Consider the following 15,886-nt stretch of genomic DNA (forward strand, 5'->3'; position numbering starts at 1 on the left):
AGATAGGTTTCGCTAAAGCAAAGGCTGATGGTGACGGATTTTTGGGAACGCGGATTGAAGAAATTTTAATAATTTTTATAATCTTTTGTGTGTTTTAATTAGCGTTACGTTGTGCTGATTACTTTTCTTATATCATTTATAGGGTTTAAAAAATAGTTTATGGTGTCTTATCGTAGCTGACGAATAATTTTGTTGTTAGCGAAGGGGGCTCTTTAAAATGCTTTTGTAAAAAAACAAACCCTACAAATCAAATTTGCAGGGTTTTGTAGGGTCACATTATCGTATTGACTCGTTGTAAATTACTTTGTTTTCTTAACGTATTGTGTCAAAATATAAATACTTTGGTTTTCCACTCTACCTTCAATCAAGTTGGCGTCGTCCCAAACTAATTTTATGTTGTGTACAGCAGCACCACGTTTTGCTGTAAAGGTTGCCCCTTTTACATCCAAATCTTTAATCAATACTACAGAGTCGCCATCTTGCAAGACAACACCATTACTATCTTTATGTACGATTTTGTTTTCGTCTTCTTCTTCTCCTTCCCCTGTTGCTTTTGCCCATTCTAAGGCTTCTTCATCCAAGTACATCATGTCGAGTAAATCGTTTTTTTTCAATCGGGCCAACATGCGCCAGGATAAAATTTGTACGGGTAAATGCTCGTTCCACATGCTTTCTGACAGCCCTCTCCAATCATTCTCATTCATGGTTTCTGGGTGTTCAATTTGGTCTCTTAAAGGTTTAGCAATTAAAACCGAATGTTCTAAGCTTTCTGCAGTGTGAGGTGGTAACGTGTACACAACTAAATCATGTTCGACACCACTAATTTCGCAAACTGAACCACTGCGGTCTTTCAGTTTTTTTTCTATTACACTCATTTTGAATGGATTTTACGTAAATACTAATGGGGCAAAGGTATAAATTGTTATAAAATGACATAAAAAAAAGCAACTTTTTTAAAAAAGCTGCTTTAAGATATGGTAGGGTAAAGGTTTTACAGGTTGAATGTAGCTCCAATAGTCATTACGAATTGGTTGTTGTAGTGATCAAAACCTACTACATCGGAATCGTATCTTGCTAAAGGGGCAAAAGCTTCTGTGTAAAGTCCAAATCCGCTTGAAAAGAAATATCTGAAACCTAAGTGGGCTCCAAAGTTTCGTGTGCCTAAGTTTAATCCAGGATAAACATCCATTTTAGGGTCTAATCCTAAGACGTCACCTATATTGGCATTAAAGCGTATTTTAAGATCCGCTCGGTCTTCAAAATCGGGTTTTACACCAGCAATTTCATTGGCGTTTAAAAGATAAGTGGCTACAAAACCAAACGACATGTTTTCGCCTAAACCAAAATCAACAGTAGAGGTGATGCCCGTTCCGCCGTCTTGTAGGTTAGCCCCTACTTGAAACTTGGTATCGCCCTTTCCTTTAAAAGCTTGAGCATTTGATAGCTGAGTTGCGGCCAATAAACAAATAACGATCAAAATTCTTTTCATGGTATTTTTATTTAAGTGATTTTGCAAATATAAGGATTAACCTTATGATTGTTATATATGTGGAGATTAAAAGACATGGTTGCAATAGTTTTCAAGCTGTTTTGTCCTCCTAAAATTAAGATTATAAAAGTATAAATAAAATCGATTAAAGTCGACCTAGTGTTTTGGTGAAATTTCAGCGGTAGCATTAATTTCGTCCTTTTTCATCAGGATACAAATCAGGTAAAGCATCACTTTGCCAAAATTCTTTGCTAGCTACATCCATCATAGTGAGTTTTCCATTAAAGGCAGCTCCCGTGTCTACATTCCAAACATTAGCAAAGTTTTGCGGAGTGTTTTCACCGATTTGGGTTACGGGGGTATGTCCAATGAAAATTTCTTTATACAGTTTTAGCCGTTTTGGATACAACCTATCTTCTGGCGTTAGCGTTTTATCCAAGCAAAGAACCATTTCCCAAAGGGTTCTATCCCAGTAAAATGTGGGTTCAAAATATTCGTGTTTTACCCCTTTAATGTTTGAAAATCCAGCATGAAGGAAGAGTCTGTTTTCTTCGTCAAGGTAATAATCTTGTAACGATTGTAAAAAATGAATGTGTTTGGCTTTATCAGTTGCGGCTACGTTTTTGTAGGATAATGCGGTGGCTTTTCCGCCATGTTGGAACCACAAGTCTTCGTTGAAATCTGCGGTATCACCGGTAAGCCATTTGAGAACCAAATCATCGTGATTGCCTCTAATAAAAACACAGGATTGTTTGCTTTGAAGCGCTATTAAAAAGTCGAGTACAGCTGGAGATTCACTCCATCCATCAACAAAGTCTCCTAGGAAAATTAAGGTATCCTCTTTATCAAAACGCACTTGATTAAGCACTTGGTGCAATGCTTTGAGTCCGCCATGAATGTCACCAATCACAAATTTCTTATTCATACGTAAACTTTAACAAAAAGTACACAAAAAGTGTAAAATGGATTCTTAGCACCTCGATACCTTTGGAATTCAAAAGTATTAAATAGAAATGCATTTATAATTTAAAATTCAAATCTTATGAAAAATTTAGGAAAAGTTTTTGGTTTCGTTTGTGCGAGTGTGCTGTTGTTTTCGTGTACTACTGATGAACAAGACTTGGAACTCCAAAACGCCATTGCAGAATCTCAAAAAATGGAAATGTCAACTATGGAAGAGGAAAAAGAAATAGTTCAAGATAGTTGTATTGCATTAGTTGAGGGGACGCCTTTGGTTATAATTATAAAAAGAGATTAATTATTAAATTTATAAAGATGAAAACAATTATTTTACTTATTATTAGTGTACTATTTTTATCTAACGTTTCTAAAATTCAAAAGTTTAACAAACAAGAAATTAGTAAATACGATAAATCAGCAATACAAAAAGAAGCTAAAGAGACAAATAAAATTAGTTTCAGAACACCTATAATTATTATTAAAAGGGATTAAGGTTAATGTTTAATTAGTATTTTTGATGAAATCCTTTTTTATAATTTAATTGAACAAGTTTATATCCTTTTTAGTTTTGATTTTTTTATTGGGATGCAATTCTGATAAGAAAAGTGTAGATGAAAAAAAACGATTAGATGTATTTTTCACAAAGAGTTCTGATATTAATCTGGATAAATCTTTGCGATTAAAATATTTGGATTCGATTATACACATCAATGAAAAAATAAAAAACAACGATTCTTTAGTAATAATTAATTATTTTAAGATTGCAAATCGCTTTTTTATGTTGTTAGAGTATGATAGATATAAAGAGACCACAGATAAAATATTAGAGTTATCACGTCTCAATAAAGATTCTGTCAATATGGCAAAAGCAGAATATTATAAAGGGGATTACTTTTTTTCTACATCTCAAAACGATAGTGCTTATTATTATTATCTGGCAGCAGAGAAAAAATATGAAAAAACAGAAGATAGAGTTAGTTTAGCCAATACAATCTTACACAAAGCCTACATTCTATCTTATGAAAAAGATTTTATAGGAAGTGAATCGGAAACAATTAAAGTATTAAGTATTGCTAAAACAATTGGAGATGATTACTTAATTTATGAAGCTTACACTAATTTAGGTAGTTCGTTGGCTGGATTAGAAAATTATGAGAAAGCATTAGAATATCATAAGAAAGCATTATCTCAAGTTGATAAATTGGATGACGAAAATTACAAGCCATTGTTACAGGCTCAAGCTTTAAACAACATCGGATTTGCATATTTAAGTAGTAGTAATTTTAAAGAAGCCAGTACTTTTTTTTCAGAAGGGTTAAAAATTGAAAATCTTAAGGAAATTCAACCAGTTCTTTTCTCTTCTTTGCTTGATCATTATGCCTATTCGCGATTTAAAATGAATCACAAGGAGGGATTAAAAGACTTTGAAACGGCGTTACAAGTTAGAGATGATATTAACGATGTTTATGGCAAAATTAACAGCAGAATCCATCTGACGGAGTACTATTTGTCGAAGCGGGATACAGCAAAAGCCTTGCAATTCAATCAGGAGGCAAATCTTTTGGCAAAAGAATCGAGTTACAATAAGGAGGTTCTTATCACGCTAGACTTTTTTACTCGACTGCTACCCAAGCAAGGATTAGAATATGCAAGGGCTTATATCAAATTGAATGATAGTCTTCAAAATCAAGAGCGAGCTACTCGAAATAAATTGGCCCGTATTGCTTTTGAAACGGATGAAATTATAGTGGAAAAAGAGGCGCTTTCCACTCAAAAAAAAATTATTCTATTGACGTCACTCTTCATCATTTCACTTGGGGTATTGCTTTACATTATCTTGTATCAACGAGGCAAACAAAAAGAATTGTTGTTTGAACAAGAGCAGCAAAAAGTGAATGAAGAAATTTATACCCTAATGCTCAAAAAGCAACACGAAATTGATTTTGCTCGTGAAAATGAAAAGCTAAAAATTGCACGCGATTTACACGACAATGTCTTAAACAAATTGGCCAGTACCCGATTGAATTTATTTCCTTTATCGAAAAGACAAGATGAGGAAACCATTCAAAAAGCAATTGGACAAATTAATGGAATAATCAACATTGAGAGTGAAATTCGACTTATTTCCCACGAGTTGGCCAAAGAAGAATTTTTGAACAGAAATAATTTCAAAACATTAGTTGAGGAGTTAATGGAGAATCAGAAAGCAACCTATTCGGTAGCTTGTGAGTATGATATTACGGATCATGAGGCATTAGAAAACATAGGCAGTGCCATCAAAATGCACTTGTATCGTATTATTCAGGAAACGTTGAATAATATTAATAAGCATGCCAACGCCACTAAAATTACAGTGGAACTTTACATACAAAAGGAGAAGCTGTATTTAGAGATAGCAGATAATGGTGTGGGTTTCAATGTGGATAAGGCTAAAAAAGGGATTGGTTTAAAGAATATCTACATGAGAACAAAAGAAATTAACGGTAGAATTGATGTGGTATCAGAAAAAAATAAAGGAACGAAAATAACAGTTAAAGTTAGAATATAAGCATCTTATGGAACAAAGCATATTAACAATATTGATGATTGACGATCATCCTTCGATGATTGAAGGATATAAAAGTATTTTGGCATTCAATGATTTAAATGCCGAAATTGAGGTTGATGCTGCCTACAATTGTGAGAGTGCTTATCACTTGATTATTGAAAACAAAAGTAAAAAGCATTATGATTTTGTTTTTATCGATTTGAGTCTCCCTCCTTATGAGGAGGAACAAATTTACTCGGGTAAAGAATTAGCACATTTGGTAAAGTTATACATGCCTTCATCTAAGATTGTGATTTTAACCTCTCATGCCGAATCGTTTCTTTTGTATGAAATTCACAAGTATGTTAATCCGATAGGTATTTTAGTTAAAAGTGATTTTACGGCAGACGAACTTCTTTTGGCATTTTCAAAAATGAATGCCAATGAGTTTTATAGAAGTAAAACGGTTCAGCAAAGTATAAAAGATTTTTTGGCTACCAACTTTGTTTTAGACGAATTGAACCGACAAATTATTACGTTGTTGGCTCAAGGCATTAAGACTAAAAATTTACCCAATCATATCAATCTCACGTTAAGTGCAATTAATAAGCGAAAGGCTCAAATTCGAGTTTTTTTTAATTTAGATGATAGTTCCGATGAGAACATTATCAATGCAGCCAAAAAAAGAGGGTTCATTTAGGTCATTTTACCCCAAACTTTAACAAAAAGTACACAAAAAGTGTAAAATGACCTCGTGCATTCCGTTTAAATTTGTTTTTTATTAACCTATTTAATCTGAAACGCATGAAAAATTTCCCAAAATTACTACTGTTTCTTTTTCTATCAAGCCTACTCTGGATAGTCATTCAAGTTTTCCTTTTGATAGATTACCTACCTATTTATTGGAATATTATAAATATTCAAACATTCAACCACGCCCTTGGCGCTGTCATTGTTTTTTCATACACCTATCTTTTAGTGTTTGAAAAGAAAAACATTACAATTAAATAACCCATTAAATAGAAACGATATGAACAATGTTATTTTCAAATTAGTCTTTTTGTTAGCATGTGTATTGGTGGCTTTTGCAATTAACTCTTGTAGTCATGATGAAGAATATGTAAACGCAAATTTAAAAGCAACGCAAATTGATTATCAAAATGTTATGAAACACCGTGAAATTGCGAAATCGATACTTTCTTCAGAGCAGTATGAAGATTATATTTCGAGCGCTATAGCATTGTACGAGAACCTAAATTTTTCCTATAACAATGAAGAATTAGGGGGGTTAAAAACGGTGAGGCAGTTACAAGATTGGATGGCTAAAAATTGGAAAAACACCAATTTTAATTCTATTTCAGAATTTGAATCTGCCTTAATAGAATTTAAAATCCATCAAGAAGAGTTCACGGTTTTCTATGGTAGGAATCTAGTTACGAATAGTAACGCATCCTATAGAGATTCTTTTAAGAATATGGTTTTATCGTTACTTCAAAAAAAGGACTTGCAGGAAAATCAAAAAATTAGCCTTTCTGGTTGTGGTGAGCAGGCTCTTGTGAATATCAAAGAAGCAAAGAATAAAGCAATTGTAAGTTTAATGGTTTTAAATGCTACAAATGATAAAGACCAAGATTTAGAAGGGCTTTTTGCTATCTTCTTGCTTTACAATCAAGCTGTTTCCGAAAGTTCGGACGCTTTAAACGCTTGTTTTAGGTTGGAACAAATAGCGCAATAAATGGGGATATTCAAAATCAAAAAGTAACTTTTTTCAAGACTTTTGAGTTGTTATAACTAAATACTGTTGTTAGCTAGTTTCTGGGGGTTGTCATTTACTACTGATCTAGGTTGTATAACAATTTTTCCCTTCCTTGTTTTCGGCTTAGATTTTAAATAATATGGTTATCTCATTCCATAAAATGTAAATACTACCCCAGAAAGGCTAATTACCTAAGTTTATAACGATAGCGGCTTTCAGCACTACTGAAAGTCGCTTTTTTGTACTTTTAGAAATACAATCAAAAAAATGAAAGTTTAATCGTATTTCATTTTTCTTAAGATGCGCATTACTTCTTTGAAGGACACATAGACCCAGCTTTCTTCAACAGCTTTAAGATAAGGTTTGGCATCAATAAGTTTTTGTTTGGCCTCTTCAAATCCGTTTAAATAACAAATCATGAGGGTGTGGGGAATATTTTCTAATTCTTTTTTCTCACCAGGTTGCAGTGCCATTCCTTTTTTGAGTTTCGTTAGTATGGTGGTGTTCGAATTGTAGATGTGATGCAACATTTTTCGATTGTATTGTGGTGGTTCAAATAACATTTGCGCCTCTATTTTATAATATCCGTTATCAAAAAAGCGTATGGTAACTTTTTCTAAAGGGTAGAAACTGGTTTTGTCATTTAATCCCAAACAAACGTATTCGGTAATCGAAAATGAATCGTCATCAAACGCAATAATGACGTCATCTAAAGCAGAATAAAATAATTTTACTTGTTCATTTACCAATTCGATATCTACCCGAGAATAGTACATTTTGTCGCGGACTTTTTTCTTGTTACCCGCCCAGCAAACAACAAATAATTCTTTAAAAACCTTGTAATTAGATTCTAAATCTTTGTGTTTGTTGTGTAGGAAGTCTAAAACACTTTCTAAGGTATACGCAATGCTATTTCGTGAACTATTTTCAATGCTGATAACCGTTTCCACATTTTGTTTTGAATACGGAATTTTTTCAAACGTAGGCGACGTATTACTGCCTTTTCTAACAAAAGTGCTGTTCGCTTCAATCGTGTGGATTCCTTTTTTAAAATAGGAAGCTTTTGATTTGGGTTTAATCGTTACTAGTCCTACCACTTTGTCTTTTGGAAGATTAGGAAAAGGCACGTTCTCGTATTGGATTTTAGGCGGGTTTTCTAAAAAGGCATTGACCAAATTCTGAATTCGGCTGTCATCAAAAAAATCATCTCCTACGATTTCATTCGTAGTATCTTCCACACCCACCACAATGTAAGAATTATTGCTCGGATTGGAATTAGAAAGCGCACAAATGTGCTTCAAAAACTTAGCTTTTCCTTCTTTGGTATGTAGATTCAACTGACGCTTCTTATCATAAAAACTGTTCTCATCGTGATGAGCTAAAAGGTTTTTGATAAGAAGCCGCTTGTTGATCATTTTTTATCTGAATATTCTGAACACTGTTAACCGAACACGGATTACTATACTAAGGCACTCTATTTCCCATACTTTCTGTCCAAATAGCGAACCAATCTTGTTTGTCTAAAACCAAGGCTTTTGCTTTCATTAATTGTTGAATTCTTCCTGAATTGACTGTTCCAGCAACAGGTAAAATTCCTGCCGGATGTTGCATAATCCATGCTAACAAGATAATATCTGAACCGATATGATATTTTTCCACTAGTTTGGCTAAAAGCTGACGTAGTCGAAACGTTTGGTCGGTGTTTTCTCTAAAAACCGTTCCTAAGGGATTCCAAGCCATTGGTGTGATCTTGTGAATTTGCATATAATCCAAACTTCCGTCTACCATGGCTTCATGATGTGTTGCCGAAAATTGTACTTGATTAAAAGAAATATCGGTTTTTTGACGCAGTAATTCGGTTTGATAAGGCGTAAAATTCGAAACACCAAAAGAAAGAATCTTCCCGTCGGATTTTAATTTAGCGACAGCTTCTGCAATTTCATCGGCTTGCATTAAAGGGCTAGGGCGGTGAAGTAAGAATACATCTAAGTAATCGGTCTGTAAATTTTTTAATGAATTTTCGGCAGACCAAATAATGTATTCCTTCGAATATTCATAGTGCTTTATGCTGTTTGTAGGTCTGTTTTCAGAAACATATTGAATGCCACATTTGGTAATGAGTTGTATTTTTTTTCGGTCTATTTTGCTTTCTAAAAGCGCTTTTCCAAACGAAGCTTCAGTGGTGTAACCACCGTAAATATCGGCATGGTCAAAAGTAGTGATTCCGTTTTCTAAAAATAAGTTGATTAAGTTAGCAAATTCGTTGGTATTTAGGTTTTTATCCCAAACCCCCCAATTCATAACTCCTGCAATTATGGGTGATAATTTTACAGACATGGTTATACGGTTTTAAAATTTTTCTTAAAATTATAAAATAGAATCATAAAACACTCACAAAATAGCCTTTTTTTAATGATTTTTAACTAGATATTAACAACTAAAAATTAAAAAAAATTGGAATTTGCGGTATCAAAAAATGTTGCTAATTTCACAGCGCCAAATTAAAAATCAAAATGGAAGAAAATACATCGACTTTAGACATTAGAGCCATTAATGAAAAAATTGAAAGAGAAAGTGCTTTTATCGATTTGCTTACGATGGAAATGAACAAAGTTATCGTGGGACAAAAACACATGGTAGAGCGATTGCTAATTGGATTGTTAGGACAAGGACATATTCTGTTAGAGGGGGTGCCTGGGCTTGCAAAAACATTAGCTATTAATACGTTATCTCAAGCGGTTCACGGTTCGTTCAGTCGTATTCAGTTTACACCCGATTTATTGCCTGCTGATGTGGTGGGAACCATGATTTATAATATCAAGCAAAACGACTTTACGATTCGTAAAGGACCTATTTTTGCCAACTTCGTATTAGCCGATGAGATCAACCGTGCCCCTGCCAAAGTACAGTCGGCTTTGTTAGAGGCGATGCAAGAAAAGCAGGTTACGATTGGTGATGAGACATTTAAGCTAGACAAGCCGTTTTTAGTAATGGCAACTCAAAATCCAGTAGATCAAGAGGGGACTTACCCATTACCAGAAGCGCAAGTAGACCGTTTCATGTTGAAAGTCGTTATCGATTATCCAAAAATGGAAGATGAGCGTTTGGTAATTCGTCAAAACTTAAAGGGCGCCTTCGAAAAAGTGAACGAAGTGGTTTCATTAGATCAAATTTTGAAAGCTCAACAAGCGGTTCGTGAAGTTTACATGGATGAGAAAATTGAAAAATATATCTTGGATATAATTTTTGCTACCCGTTATCCAGAAAAATACAGATTAGAAAATTTAAAACCATTAATTAGTTTTGGAGCTTCACCAAGGGGAAGTATCAATTTAGCAACGGCTGCTAAATGTTATGCTTTTATCAAACGTAGGGGTTATGTAATTCCAGAAGACGTTCGTGCAGTTGTCTACGACGTGTTGCGTCACAGAATTGGAATTACTTATGAAGCGGAGGCAGAAAATGTGACTACGGAAGACATCATTAGTAAAATTGTTAATGAAATTGAAGTGCCTTAATTTTTTGTTTCAAGTTTAAAGTTTCAAGTTAAAGAAACCGGAAACATAGAAAACCTGAAACCTGAAACAAAATAAAAATGGATACCAAAGAAATTCTAAAGAAAGTTCGAAAAATTGAAATCAAAACCCGAAGATTGAGTGATCATATCTTTTCGGGAGAATACCATACGTCATTTAAAGGGCGTGGGATGACGTTTTCGGAAGTGCGACAATACCAATACGGAGATGATGTAAGGGCTATCGATTGGAATGTAACAGCGCGCTACAACGAACCCTTTGTTAAGGTATTTGAAGAAGAGCGCGAATTAACAATGATGTTGTTAGTGGATATTTCGGGTTCGGAGAGTTTCGGTACAAAAAATCAGTTAAAGCGCGATATGGTTACTGAAATTGCTGCCACGTTAGCGTTTTCGGCTACTCAAAATAATGATAAAATTGGGTTGCTATTATTTTCGGATCAAATTGAATTGTTTATTCCGCCAAAAAAAGGGAAATCGCATGTGTTACGAATTATTCGCGAGTTAATTGAATTCGAATCGAAAAGTAAAAAAACGGATTTGTCTCAAGCTTTGAAATATTTATCAAGTGTTTTGAAAAAGAAGGCTATCGTATTTTTAATTTCCGATTTTATGGTAAAGGATTATGAACAAACCTTAAAAATCGCTTCAAAACGTCATGATGTAACCGGTATTCGCGTGTTTGACCAAAGAGAAGAGCGCATTCCAAACATTGGTGTGGTTAATATGGTAGATGCGGAAACAGGGGAAACACTGTTGGTAGATACGACCTCTAAAAAAGTCCGAATGGATTATGAAAAATACTATCAGGATAACGTAAATTATTTCAAAGATATTTTTTCGAAATGTGGGGCTGGAACTATTAGCTCGCGAGTGGATGAAAGCTATGTAACCAAATTATTGGGTTATTTTAAAGCAAGAAATTGATGATTTAAGATTAACCATTTTTGATTTAAGAAGTTTTAAACATCATGGAAAGAGCTAATTTACAGGCTATTTCAAAATTTTTAGAGCAATTCAAAATTGAGGCAAGTGCGTTGATTTCAATTTTGTAGCAAGTATCAAAACAGCAAAAAAGAATGTTGAAAAAAAATAAATAGCAGAAAAAATCATGTTTTTAATAAATATTCTAAATTCATTTAAAAATCAAAAATCATCAAATAAGATGATTCCATCCCTTCTGCACTCTAAAGTCGTTAATCCTCAGTCCTCAATTCAATATTTCCTTCTTTTCTTATTTTTTAGTGTTTGTGGTTTTGCCCAACAAATCACGTCTACTGTAGATTCTTCACAAATAAAAATAGGTTCACAATTTCATTTAATTATTAAGGCTTCGGTAAACGCTAAAGACAAAGTGGTTTTTCCAAATGCGAAAAATTTTGGTGCTTTAGAAGTTTTAGAATCCTATCCAATAGATACAATACAAAATAACTCACAATACGAATTAATAAAAAAATATGGGTTGACCCAATTTGATTCAGGACGTTATGTTATTCCGAGATTATTGGTGAAAATAAATCAAAAAGAATTTCGAACCGATTCGCTTTCTATTATAGTAAACAATGTAAAAGTTGATACTACCAAACAGCAAATGTATGATATTAAAGATATCATTGCGACCGAGAAAGAGCCTAGTAGTGAATGGTGGAAACTTTTCGTTTTATTGGTTTTGGTGGTTGCTTCTGGATTTGCTTCGTATTTCATTATAAAACGATTACAAAAAAATAGCGAGCAAAAGGAAGAATTCTTTGCTTCTCCAATTGAAAAAGCGATTTCATATCTTCAAAATTTAGATAAAAAGCAATTGGTGCAACGTGGTGATGTTAAAGAATATTATTCTGAAATGACGGATATTGCACGAACTTACATAGAGGAATCAATTGCTATTCCGGCTATGGAAAGTACCTCGAGTGAGTTGATGGAAGCTTTGAAAAAAGCTATTTCAGAGCAAAAAATGTTTGTGAATCGAGAAGAGCTTGATAAATTTCGTCAGGTACTCGAGAATGCGGATTTGGTTAAGTTTGCAAAATCAAAACCGTTGCAATTTGAAATTGAAAAAGACAAAAGTATCGTTGATAAATTTATTTTAATTATTGACAAAGCCTTGCCTAGAAAAGAAGAAGAAGCGGAAACGCTATTTGCAGAAGAGGTGCGACGTAAGGAAATGAAGAAGCAGCAATTTAGACGCACTGCTATTTCTGTGGGAATTGCGGTTGTTTTATTTGTGATTTCGATTGGAATTTTCATGTTTACCTTCGGTTTAGATTACTTAAAAGAAAATTATTGGGGGTATTCTACTAAAGAATTATTAGAAAAAGAATGGATTGCCTCTGAATATGGATTGCCTGCGATAGTGATTGAAACGCCAAAGGTTTTAAAGCGAAATAATGACGAAAAAATTCAAAATAACCTGCCTGAAAACGTAAAAGCAATTAATCGATTTGCGTATGGAAGCATCACAGATGATTTTTCACTGCTACTTCTCACGACTGCATTTAAAGATACTACAGCTTTAGACGTGGAAGTTGCTTTGGAGAATAATTTGAAAGAGTTGGAACGATTAGGTGCTAAAAATATTATCATGAAAACGGCTGATTTTGAAAATGTAAAAGGACTATCAGGTAAAAAATCTTATGGTACTTTCAGTGTTTTTAATGATGAATTGGATGAGGATCAAAAGATGAGCTATGAGATTGTCGTTATTGCTCAAGCGGGCGGTGCACAAGAATTTTTCTTGATTTATAAGGAGGAAGACGAACATGCTAAGCAAATCATTGAGAAGATTCAGAACTCAATTGAACTAAGAAAAGCGAAATAATAATGGGAAAAGTAACTTTTTTAAATCCAGAATTTTTGTGGCTATTTTTGGTTTTACCTGTAGCGATTGCTTGGTTGTTTTATAAACGAAATCACCTTTCCGCAACGTTAAAAATGAGCTCGTTGACGCCATTCAAGCAAAACCGAACTTTTTTAGCAAAAGCAAAGCCTTTTTTATACCTTTTGCGATTAGTTGCTTTAAGCTTCATAATAATTGCCTTGGCTCGTCCAAGAAGTGTTGATGTGACGTCAAAATCTAAAATAACAAGAGGAGTTGATATTGTAATGGCAATTGATGTTTCAAGTAGTATGTTGGCTAATGATTTAAAACCCAACCGCCTTGAAGCTTTAAAAAAAGTTGCAGCTACTTTTGTACAAGATAGAGTAAACGACCGTATAGGTTTAGTAGTTTATGCAGGTGAAAGTTATACTAGAACACCTGTAACTTCTGACAAGGCCATTCTCTTGCAGTCCTTGAAGACAATAGCTTATGACGATTCCATAATTGCAGACGGAACGGGTATTGGAGTAGGTTTGGCTACGGCGATTAATAGAATAAAAGACAGTAAGGCCAAAAGTAGAATTATTATTTTATTGACAGACGGAGTAAATAATTCAGGTACAATTGATCCGAGAACAGCGGCTGAAATTGCAAAAGAGTATGGAATAAAGGTATATACTATAGGAATAGGAACGAATGGCAAGGCAATGTTTCCCGTAGCAAAAGATGCTAACGGAAAATTAGTATTTAGAATGATGCCTGTTGAGATTGATCAAAAATTGATGCAAGAAATTGCAAAAACAACGGATGCTAAATATTTTAGAGCTACATCAAATCAAAAATTACAAGCCATTTATGACGAAATCAATACATTGGAGACTACTGAAATCGACGAAAAAAAATATTACAATTATGACGAAAAGTACAAGATTTTTGTATTAATAGCTTTTGGTTTATTAGGAGTTGAAGTCTTATTGCGTAATTCAGTTTTTAGAGGAATTGTTTAGAAAAGAGAAAAATGTTTGAATTAGAAAGCCCAAAATATTTTTATTTAGCAGCACTCATTCCAATTGTAGTGGCCCTTTTTTTATACAATTTATTTTGGAAAAGAAGCAGGCAGGTTGCTTTTGCGGATATGGAATTATTTAAGCAGCTAAGTCCAGAGAAATCGCGATTTAAGCCAGTTTTAAAGTTGGTGATATTGCTTTTAGCCTTGGCTTGCGTCATCATTTCGTTAGTGAACCCAAAAATGGGAACCAGAATGGAAACGGTTAAACGACAAGGTATTGATATTGTATTTGCAATTGATATTTCCAAAAGTATGTTAGCCGAAGATGTTGCTCCTAATCGTTTAGAAAAAACGAAGCAATTGGTCTCGCAAATCATCAATCAATTAGGCAATGACCGGGTGGGAATTGTGGGATATGCAGGCAGTGCTTATCCTGTTTTGCCAATGACAACCGATTATAGCATCGCAAAGATGTATTTGCAAAGTATGAACACCAATATGGTTTCTTCACAAGGAACAGCTTTCAATGATGCGATAAAACTTTCCGTTGATTATTTTGATATTAAAGATACTAGCAAACTAATTATTTTGGTTTCTGATGGAGAAGATCATGGTGATGGTGCGGAAGAAGCTATAGAAATGGCAATAGATAAAGGGGTTCGTATTTTGACAATTGGTGTTGGAACAGCAAAAGGCGCTTTGATTCCTTTGAAAGACGATAAGGGCACTATAGTTTCTTATAAAAAGGATCAAAATGGTGAAAATGTGATTACAAAATTATATCCCGAGATTCTTCAAAATATCGCTAATAAAACAAAATCGAAATATATAATAGGAGCTTCAACAAAAGGGGTAATCGATGAGGTAAAGAAAGCATTAGATGCTATTGAAAAAACAGAGTTTGAATCACAACAAATTGCTGATTTTGAATCGCAGTACCAATGGTTTTTAGGATTGGGATTCCTATTGCTTTTACTGGATGTTTTTTTGCTGGAGAAAAAAACAAAATGGGTACAAAAGTTGAATTTATTTAACGAAAAGAAATCATGAACAAAGTAGTTTACATATTGGTATTGTTAGCAAGTAGTATACTCTTTAGTCAGGAGAACGATAAAAATTTGTTCCAAGGAAATCAATCTTTTTTACAAAAAAATTATGCTACAGCAGAAGCAGATTATCGGGTGATTGCATCTAAAAAATCGCCTAAAAAAGCTGTTGCAGGTTATAATTTAGGAAATAGTATTTATCGCCAAAACCAGCAGAGTGAAGCACAAATTAAATATATACAAGCATTAGAATCGGCGAAAACTAAGACGGAAAAGCATCGTATTTATCATAATTTAGGCAATACTTTTATGTTGGATAAAAACTATCAAGCTGCAGCGGAAGCCTATAAAAATGCTTTGCGAAACAATCCGTTAGACGACGAAACGCGTTATAATTATGCCTTAGCGAAGAAAAAGCAAAAAGAGAATCCGCCTCCAAAAGGGAATAATGATAAAAACAAAGGTGGTGGAAACGAAAACAAACCACAACCCGAAAACAATAAAAACGACAAAGGAAACGAGAAAAAGGAACAAGATAAAAACAAAGAAGAAGATAAGAATGATAAACAAGGAAAAGGAGAAAAAAAGGAAGACAAAAATGAATCTCCGAAACCTTCAGGAGCAGACAAACAAAGAATAGATAATATTTTAGATGCGGTTAACAATGCCGAAAAGAAAATTCAGGATAAAGTAAATGAGAAAAAAGTGAAGGCGCGTCCTGTTTCAAATGAAAAAGATTGGTAATT

The 15,886-nt window shown here is 33.8% G+C and carries 16 protein-coding genes; 11 read left to right on the plus strand and 5 right to left on the minus strand.

Features of this window, described 5'->3' with window-relative positions; all coding sequences use genetic code 11:
• Positions 1-299 precede the first annotated feature (299 nt).
• The 3 genes from BUE95_RS04230 to BUE95_RS04240 form a co-directional block, all read right to left on the minus strand.
• Positions 300-875, minus strand: coding sequence for a PhnA domain-containing protein (locus tag BUE95_RS04230; protein WP_073581734.1), 576 nt, complete (start codon positions 873-875; stop codon positions 300-302).
• A gap of 116 nt (positions 876-991) precedes the next feature.
• Positions 992-1,489 carry a DUF6646 family protein gene (locus BUE95_RS04235; protein WP_073581736.1) on the minus strand — a complete coding sequence of 166 codons (498 nt, stop codon included), beginning with the start codon at positions 1,487-1,489 and terminating at the stop codon, positions 992-994.
• 187 nt (positions 1,490-1,676) lie between these two features.
• Complete coding sequence (locus tag BUE95_RS04240; RefSeq protein WP_073581738.1) at positions 1,677-2,414, minus strand: metallophosphoesterase family protein; 738 nt, start codon at positions 2,412-2,414, stop codon at positions 1,677-1,679.
• A gap of 117 nt (positions 2,415-2,531) precedes the next feature.
• On the opposite strand from BUE95_RS04240, the gene BUE95_RS04245 reads away from it, so the two are divergent.
• From BUE95_RS04245 to BUE95_RS04265, 5 genes are all read left to right on the plus strand, one after another.
• Positions 2,532-2,747 (plus strand): hypothetical protein, encoded by a 216-nt coding sequence (locus tag BUE95_RS04245; protein WP_073581740.1) that lies wholly within the window; start codon positions 2,532-2,534, stop codon positions 2,745-2,747.
• A gap of 17 nt (positions 2,748-2,764) precedes the next feature.
• Positions 2,765-2,941: a hypothetical protein gene (locus tag BUE95_RS13625; protein ID WP_159433495.1), complete on the plus strand. Its 177-nt coding sequence runs from the start codon at positions 2,765-2,767 to the stop codon at positions 2,939-2,941.
• A gap of 49 nt (positions 2,942-2,990) precedes the next feature.
• Positions 2,991-4,997 (plus strand): tetratricopeptide repeat-containing sensor histidine kinase, encoded by a 2,007-nt coding sequence (locus tag BUE95_RS04250; RefSeq protein WP_234977622.1) that lies wholly within the window; start codon positions 2,991-2,993, stop codon positions 4,995-4,997.
• 7 nt (positions 4,998-5,004) lie between these two features.
• Entirely contained in the window at positions 5,005-5,676 is a 672-nt protein-coding gene (locus tag BUE95_RS04255; RefSeq protein ID WP_073581744.1) for a response regulator, read from the plus strand.
• Positions 5,677-6,006: 330 nt separating this feature from the next.
• Positions 6,007-6,711: a hypothetical protein gene (locus BUE95_RS04265; RefSeq protein ID WP_143165224.1), complete on the plus strand. Its 705-nt coding sequence runs from the start codon at positions 6,007-6,009 to the stop codon at positions 6,709-6,711.
• A gap of 296 nt (positions 6,712-7,007) precedes the next feature.
• On the opposite strand, the gene BUE95_RS04270 is transcribed toward BUE95_RS04265, so the two are convergent.
• Positions 7,008-8,147, minus strand: coding sequence for an ATP-binding protein (locus BUE95_RS04270; protein ID WP_073581750.1), 1,140 nt, complete (start codon positions 8,145-8,147; stop codon positions 7,008-7,010).
• A 49-nt stretch (positions 8,148-8,196) separates the two neighbouring features.
• Positions 8,197-9,069, minus strand: a complete 873-nt coding sequence (locus BUE95_RS04275) for an aldo/keto reductase (RefSeq protein ID WP_073581752.1) — start codon at positions 9,067-9,069, stop codon at positions 8,197-8,199.
• A gap of 176 nt (positions 9,070-9,245) precedes the next feature.
• Here BUE95_RS04275 and BUE95_RS04280 point away from each other — a divergent pair, with 176 nt between their 5' ends.
• The 6 genes from BUE95_RS04280 to BUE95_RS04305 all read left to right on the plus strand — a co-directional run bounded on the left by BUE95_RS04280 (position 9,246) and on the right by BUE95_RS04305 (position 15,884).
• Entirely contained in the window at positions 9,246-10,250 is a 1,005-nt protein-coding gene (locus BUE95_RS04280) for an AAA family ATPase (RefSeq protein WP_073581755.1), read from the plus strand.
• Between the two features lie 77 nt (positions 10,251-10,327).
• Complete coding sequence (locus BUE95_RS04285; protein ID WP_073581757.1) at positions 10,328-11,194, plus strand: DUF58 domain-containing protein; 867 nt, start codon at positions 10,328-10,330, stop codon at positions 11,192-11,194.
• A gap of 184 nt (positions 11,195-11,378) precedes the next feature.
• The gene (locus tag BUE95_RS04290; RefSeq protein WP_084530221.1) at positions 11,379-13,085 is read left to right on the plus strand and encodes a BatD family protein; all 1,707 of its coding nucleotides are present in this window, start codon (positions 11,379-11,381) and stop codon (positions 13,083-13,085) included.
• Between the two features lie 2 nt (positions 13,086-13,087).
• Positions 13,088-14,092: a vWA domain-containing protein gene (locus tag BUE95_RS04295; protein ID WP_073581759.1), complete on the plus strand. Its 1,005-nt coding sequence runs from the start codon at positions 13,088-13,090 to the stop codon at positions 14,090-14,092.
• Between the two features lie 11 nt (positions 14,093-14,103).
• On the plus strand, positions 14,104-15,144 hold the full coding sequence (locus BUE95_RS04300) for a VWA domain-containing protein (RefSeq protein WP_073581761.1): 1,041 nt from the start codon (positions 14,104-14,106) through the stop codon (positions 15,142-15,144).
• Entirely contained in the window at positions 15,141-15,884 is a 744-nt protein-coding gene (locus BUE95_RS04305) for a tetratricopeptide repeat protein (protein ID WP_073581763.1), read from the plus strand. The genes BUE95_RS04300 and BUE95_RS04305 overlap by 4 nt, the downstream gene beginning before the upstream one ends.
• The last annotated feature ends 2 nt before the right edge of the window (positions 15,885-15,886 follow it).

The organism is Flavobacterium cucumis (genome assembly GCF_900148835.1).
GTDB classification, from domain to species: Bacteria; Bacteroidota; Bacteroidia; order Flavobacteriales; family Flavobacteriaceae; genus Flavobacterium; species Flavobacterium cucumis.

Excerpts from the sequence above, each read along its gene's own strand:
- BUE95_RS04230 (WP_073581734.1), bottom strand. The coding sequence starts at position 875 with ATGAGTGTAATAGAAAAAAAACTGAAAGACCGCAGTGGTTCAGTTTGC.
- BUE95_RS04235 (WP_073581736.1), bottom strand. The coding sequence starts at position 1,489 with ATGAAAAGAATTTTGATCGTTATTTGTTTATTGGCCGCAACTCAGCTA.
- BUE95_RS04240 (WP_073581738.1), bottom strand. The coding sequence starts at position 2,414 with ATGAATAAGAAATTTGTGATTGGTGACATTCATGGCGGACTCAAAGCA.
- BUE95_RS04245 (WP_073581740.1), top strand. The coding sequence starts at position 2,532 with ATGAAAAATTTAGGAAAAGTTTTTGGTTTCGTTTGTGCGAGTGTGCTG.
- BUE95_RS13625 (WP_159433495.1), top strand. The coding sequence starts at position 2,765 with ATGAAAACAATTATTTTACTTATTATTAGTGTACTATTTTTATCTAAC.
- BUE95_RS04255 (WP_073581744.1), top strand. The coding sequence starts at position 5,005 with ATGGAACAAAGCATATTAACAATATTGATGATTGACGATCATCCTTCG.
- BUE95_RS04265 (WP_143165224.1), top strand. The coding sequence starts at position 6,007 with ATGAACAATGTTATTTTCAAATTAGTCTTTTTGTTAGCATGTGTATTG.
- BUE95_RS04270 (WP_073581750.1), bottom strand. The coding sequence starts at position 8,147 with ATGATCAACAAGCGGCTTCTTATCAAAAACCTTTTAGCTCATCACGAT.
- BUE95_RS04275 (WP_073581752.1), bottom strand. The coding sequence starts at position 9,069 with ATGTCTGTAAAATTATCACCCATAATTGCAGGAGTTATGAATTGGGGG.
- BUE95_RS04280 (WP_073581755.1), top strand. The coding sequence starts at position 9,246 with ATGGAAGAAAATACATCGACTTTAGACATTAGAGCCATTAATGAAAAA.
- BUE95_RS04285 (WP_073581757.1), top strand. The coding sequence starts at position 10,328 with ATGGATACCAAAGAAATTCTAAAGAAAGTTCGAAAAATTGAAATCAAA.
- BUE95_RS04290 (WP_084530221.1), top strand. The coding sequence starts at position 11,379 with ATGTTTTTAATAAATATTCTAAATTCATTTAAAAATCAAAAATCATCA.
- BUE95_RS04295 (WP_073581759.1), top strand. The coding sequence starts at position 13,088 with ATGGGAAAAGTAACTTTTTTAAATCCAGAATTTTTGTGGCTATTTTTG.
- BUE95_RS04300 (WP_073581761.1), top strand. The coding sequence starts at position 14,104 with ATGTTTGAATTAGAAAGCCCAAAATATTTTTATTTAGCAGCACTCATT.
- BUE95_RS04305 (WP_073581763.1), top strand. The coding sequence starts at position 15,141 with ATGAACAAAGTAGTTTACATATTGGTATTGTTAGCAAGTAGTATACTC.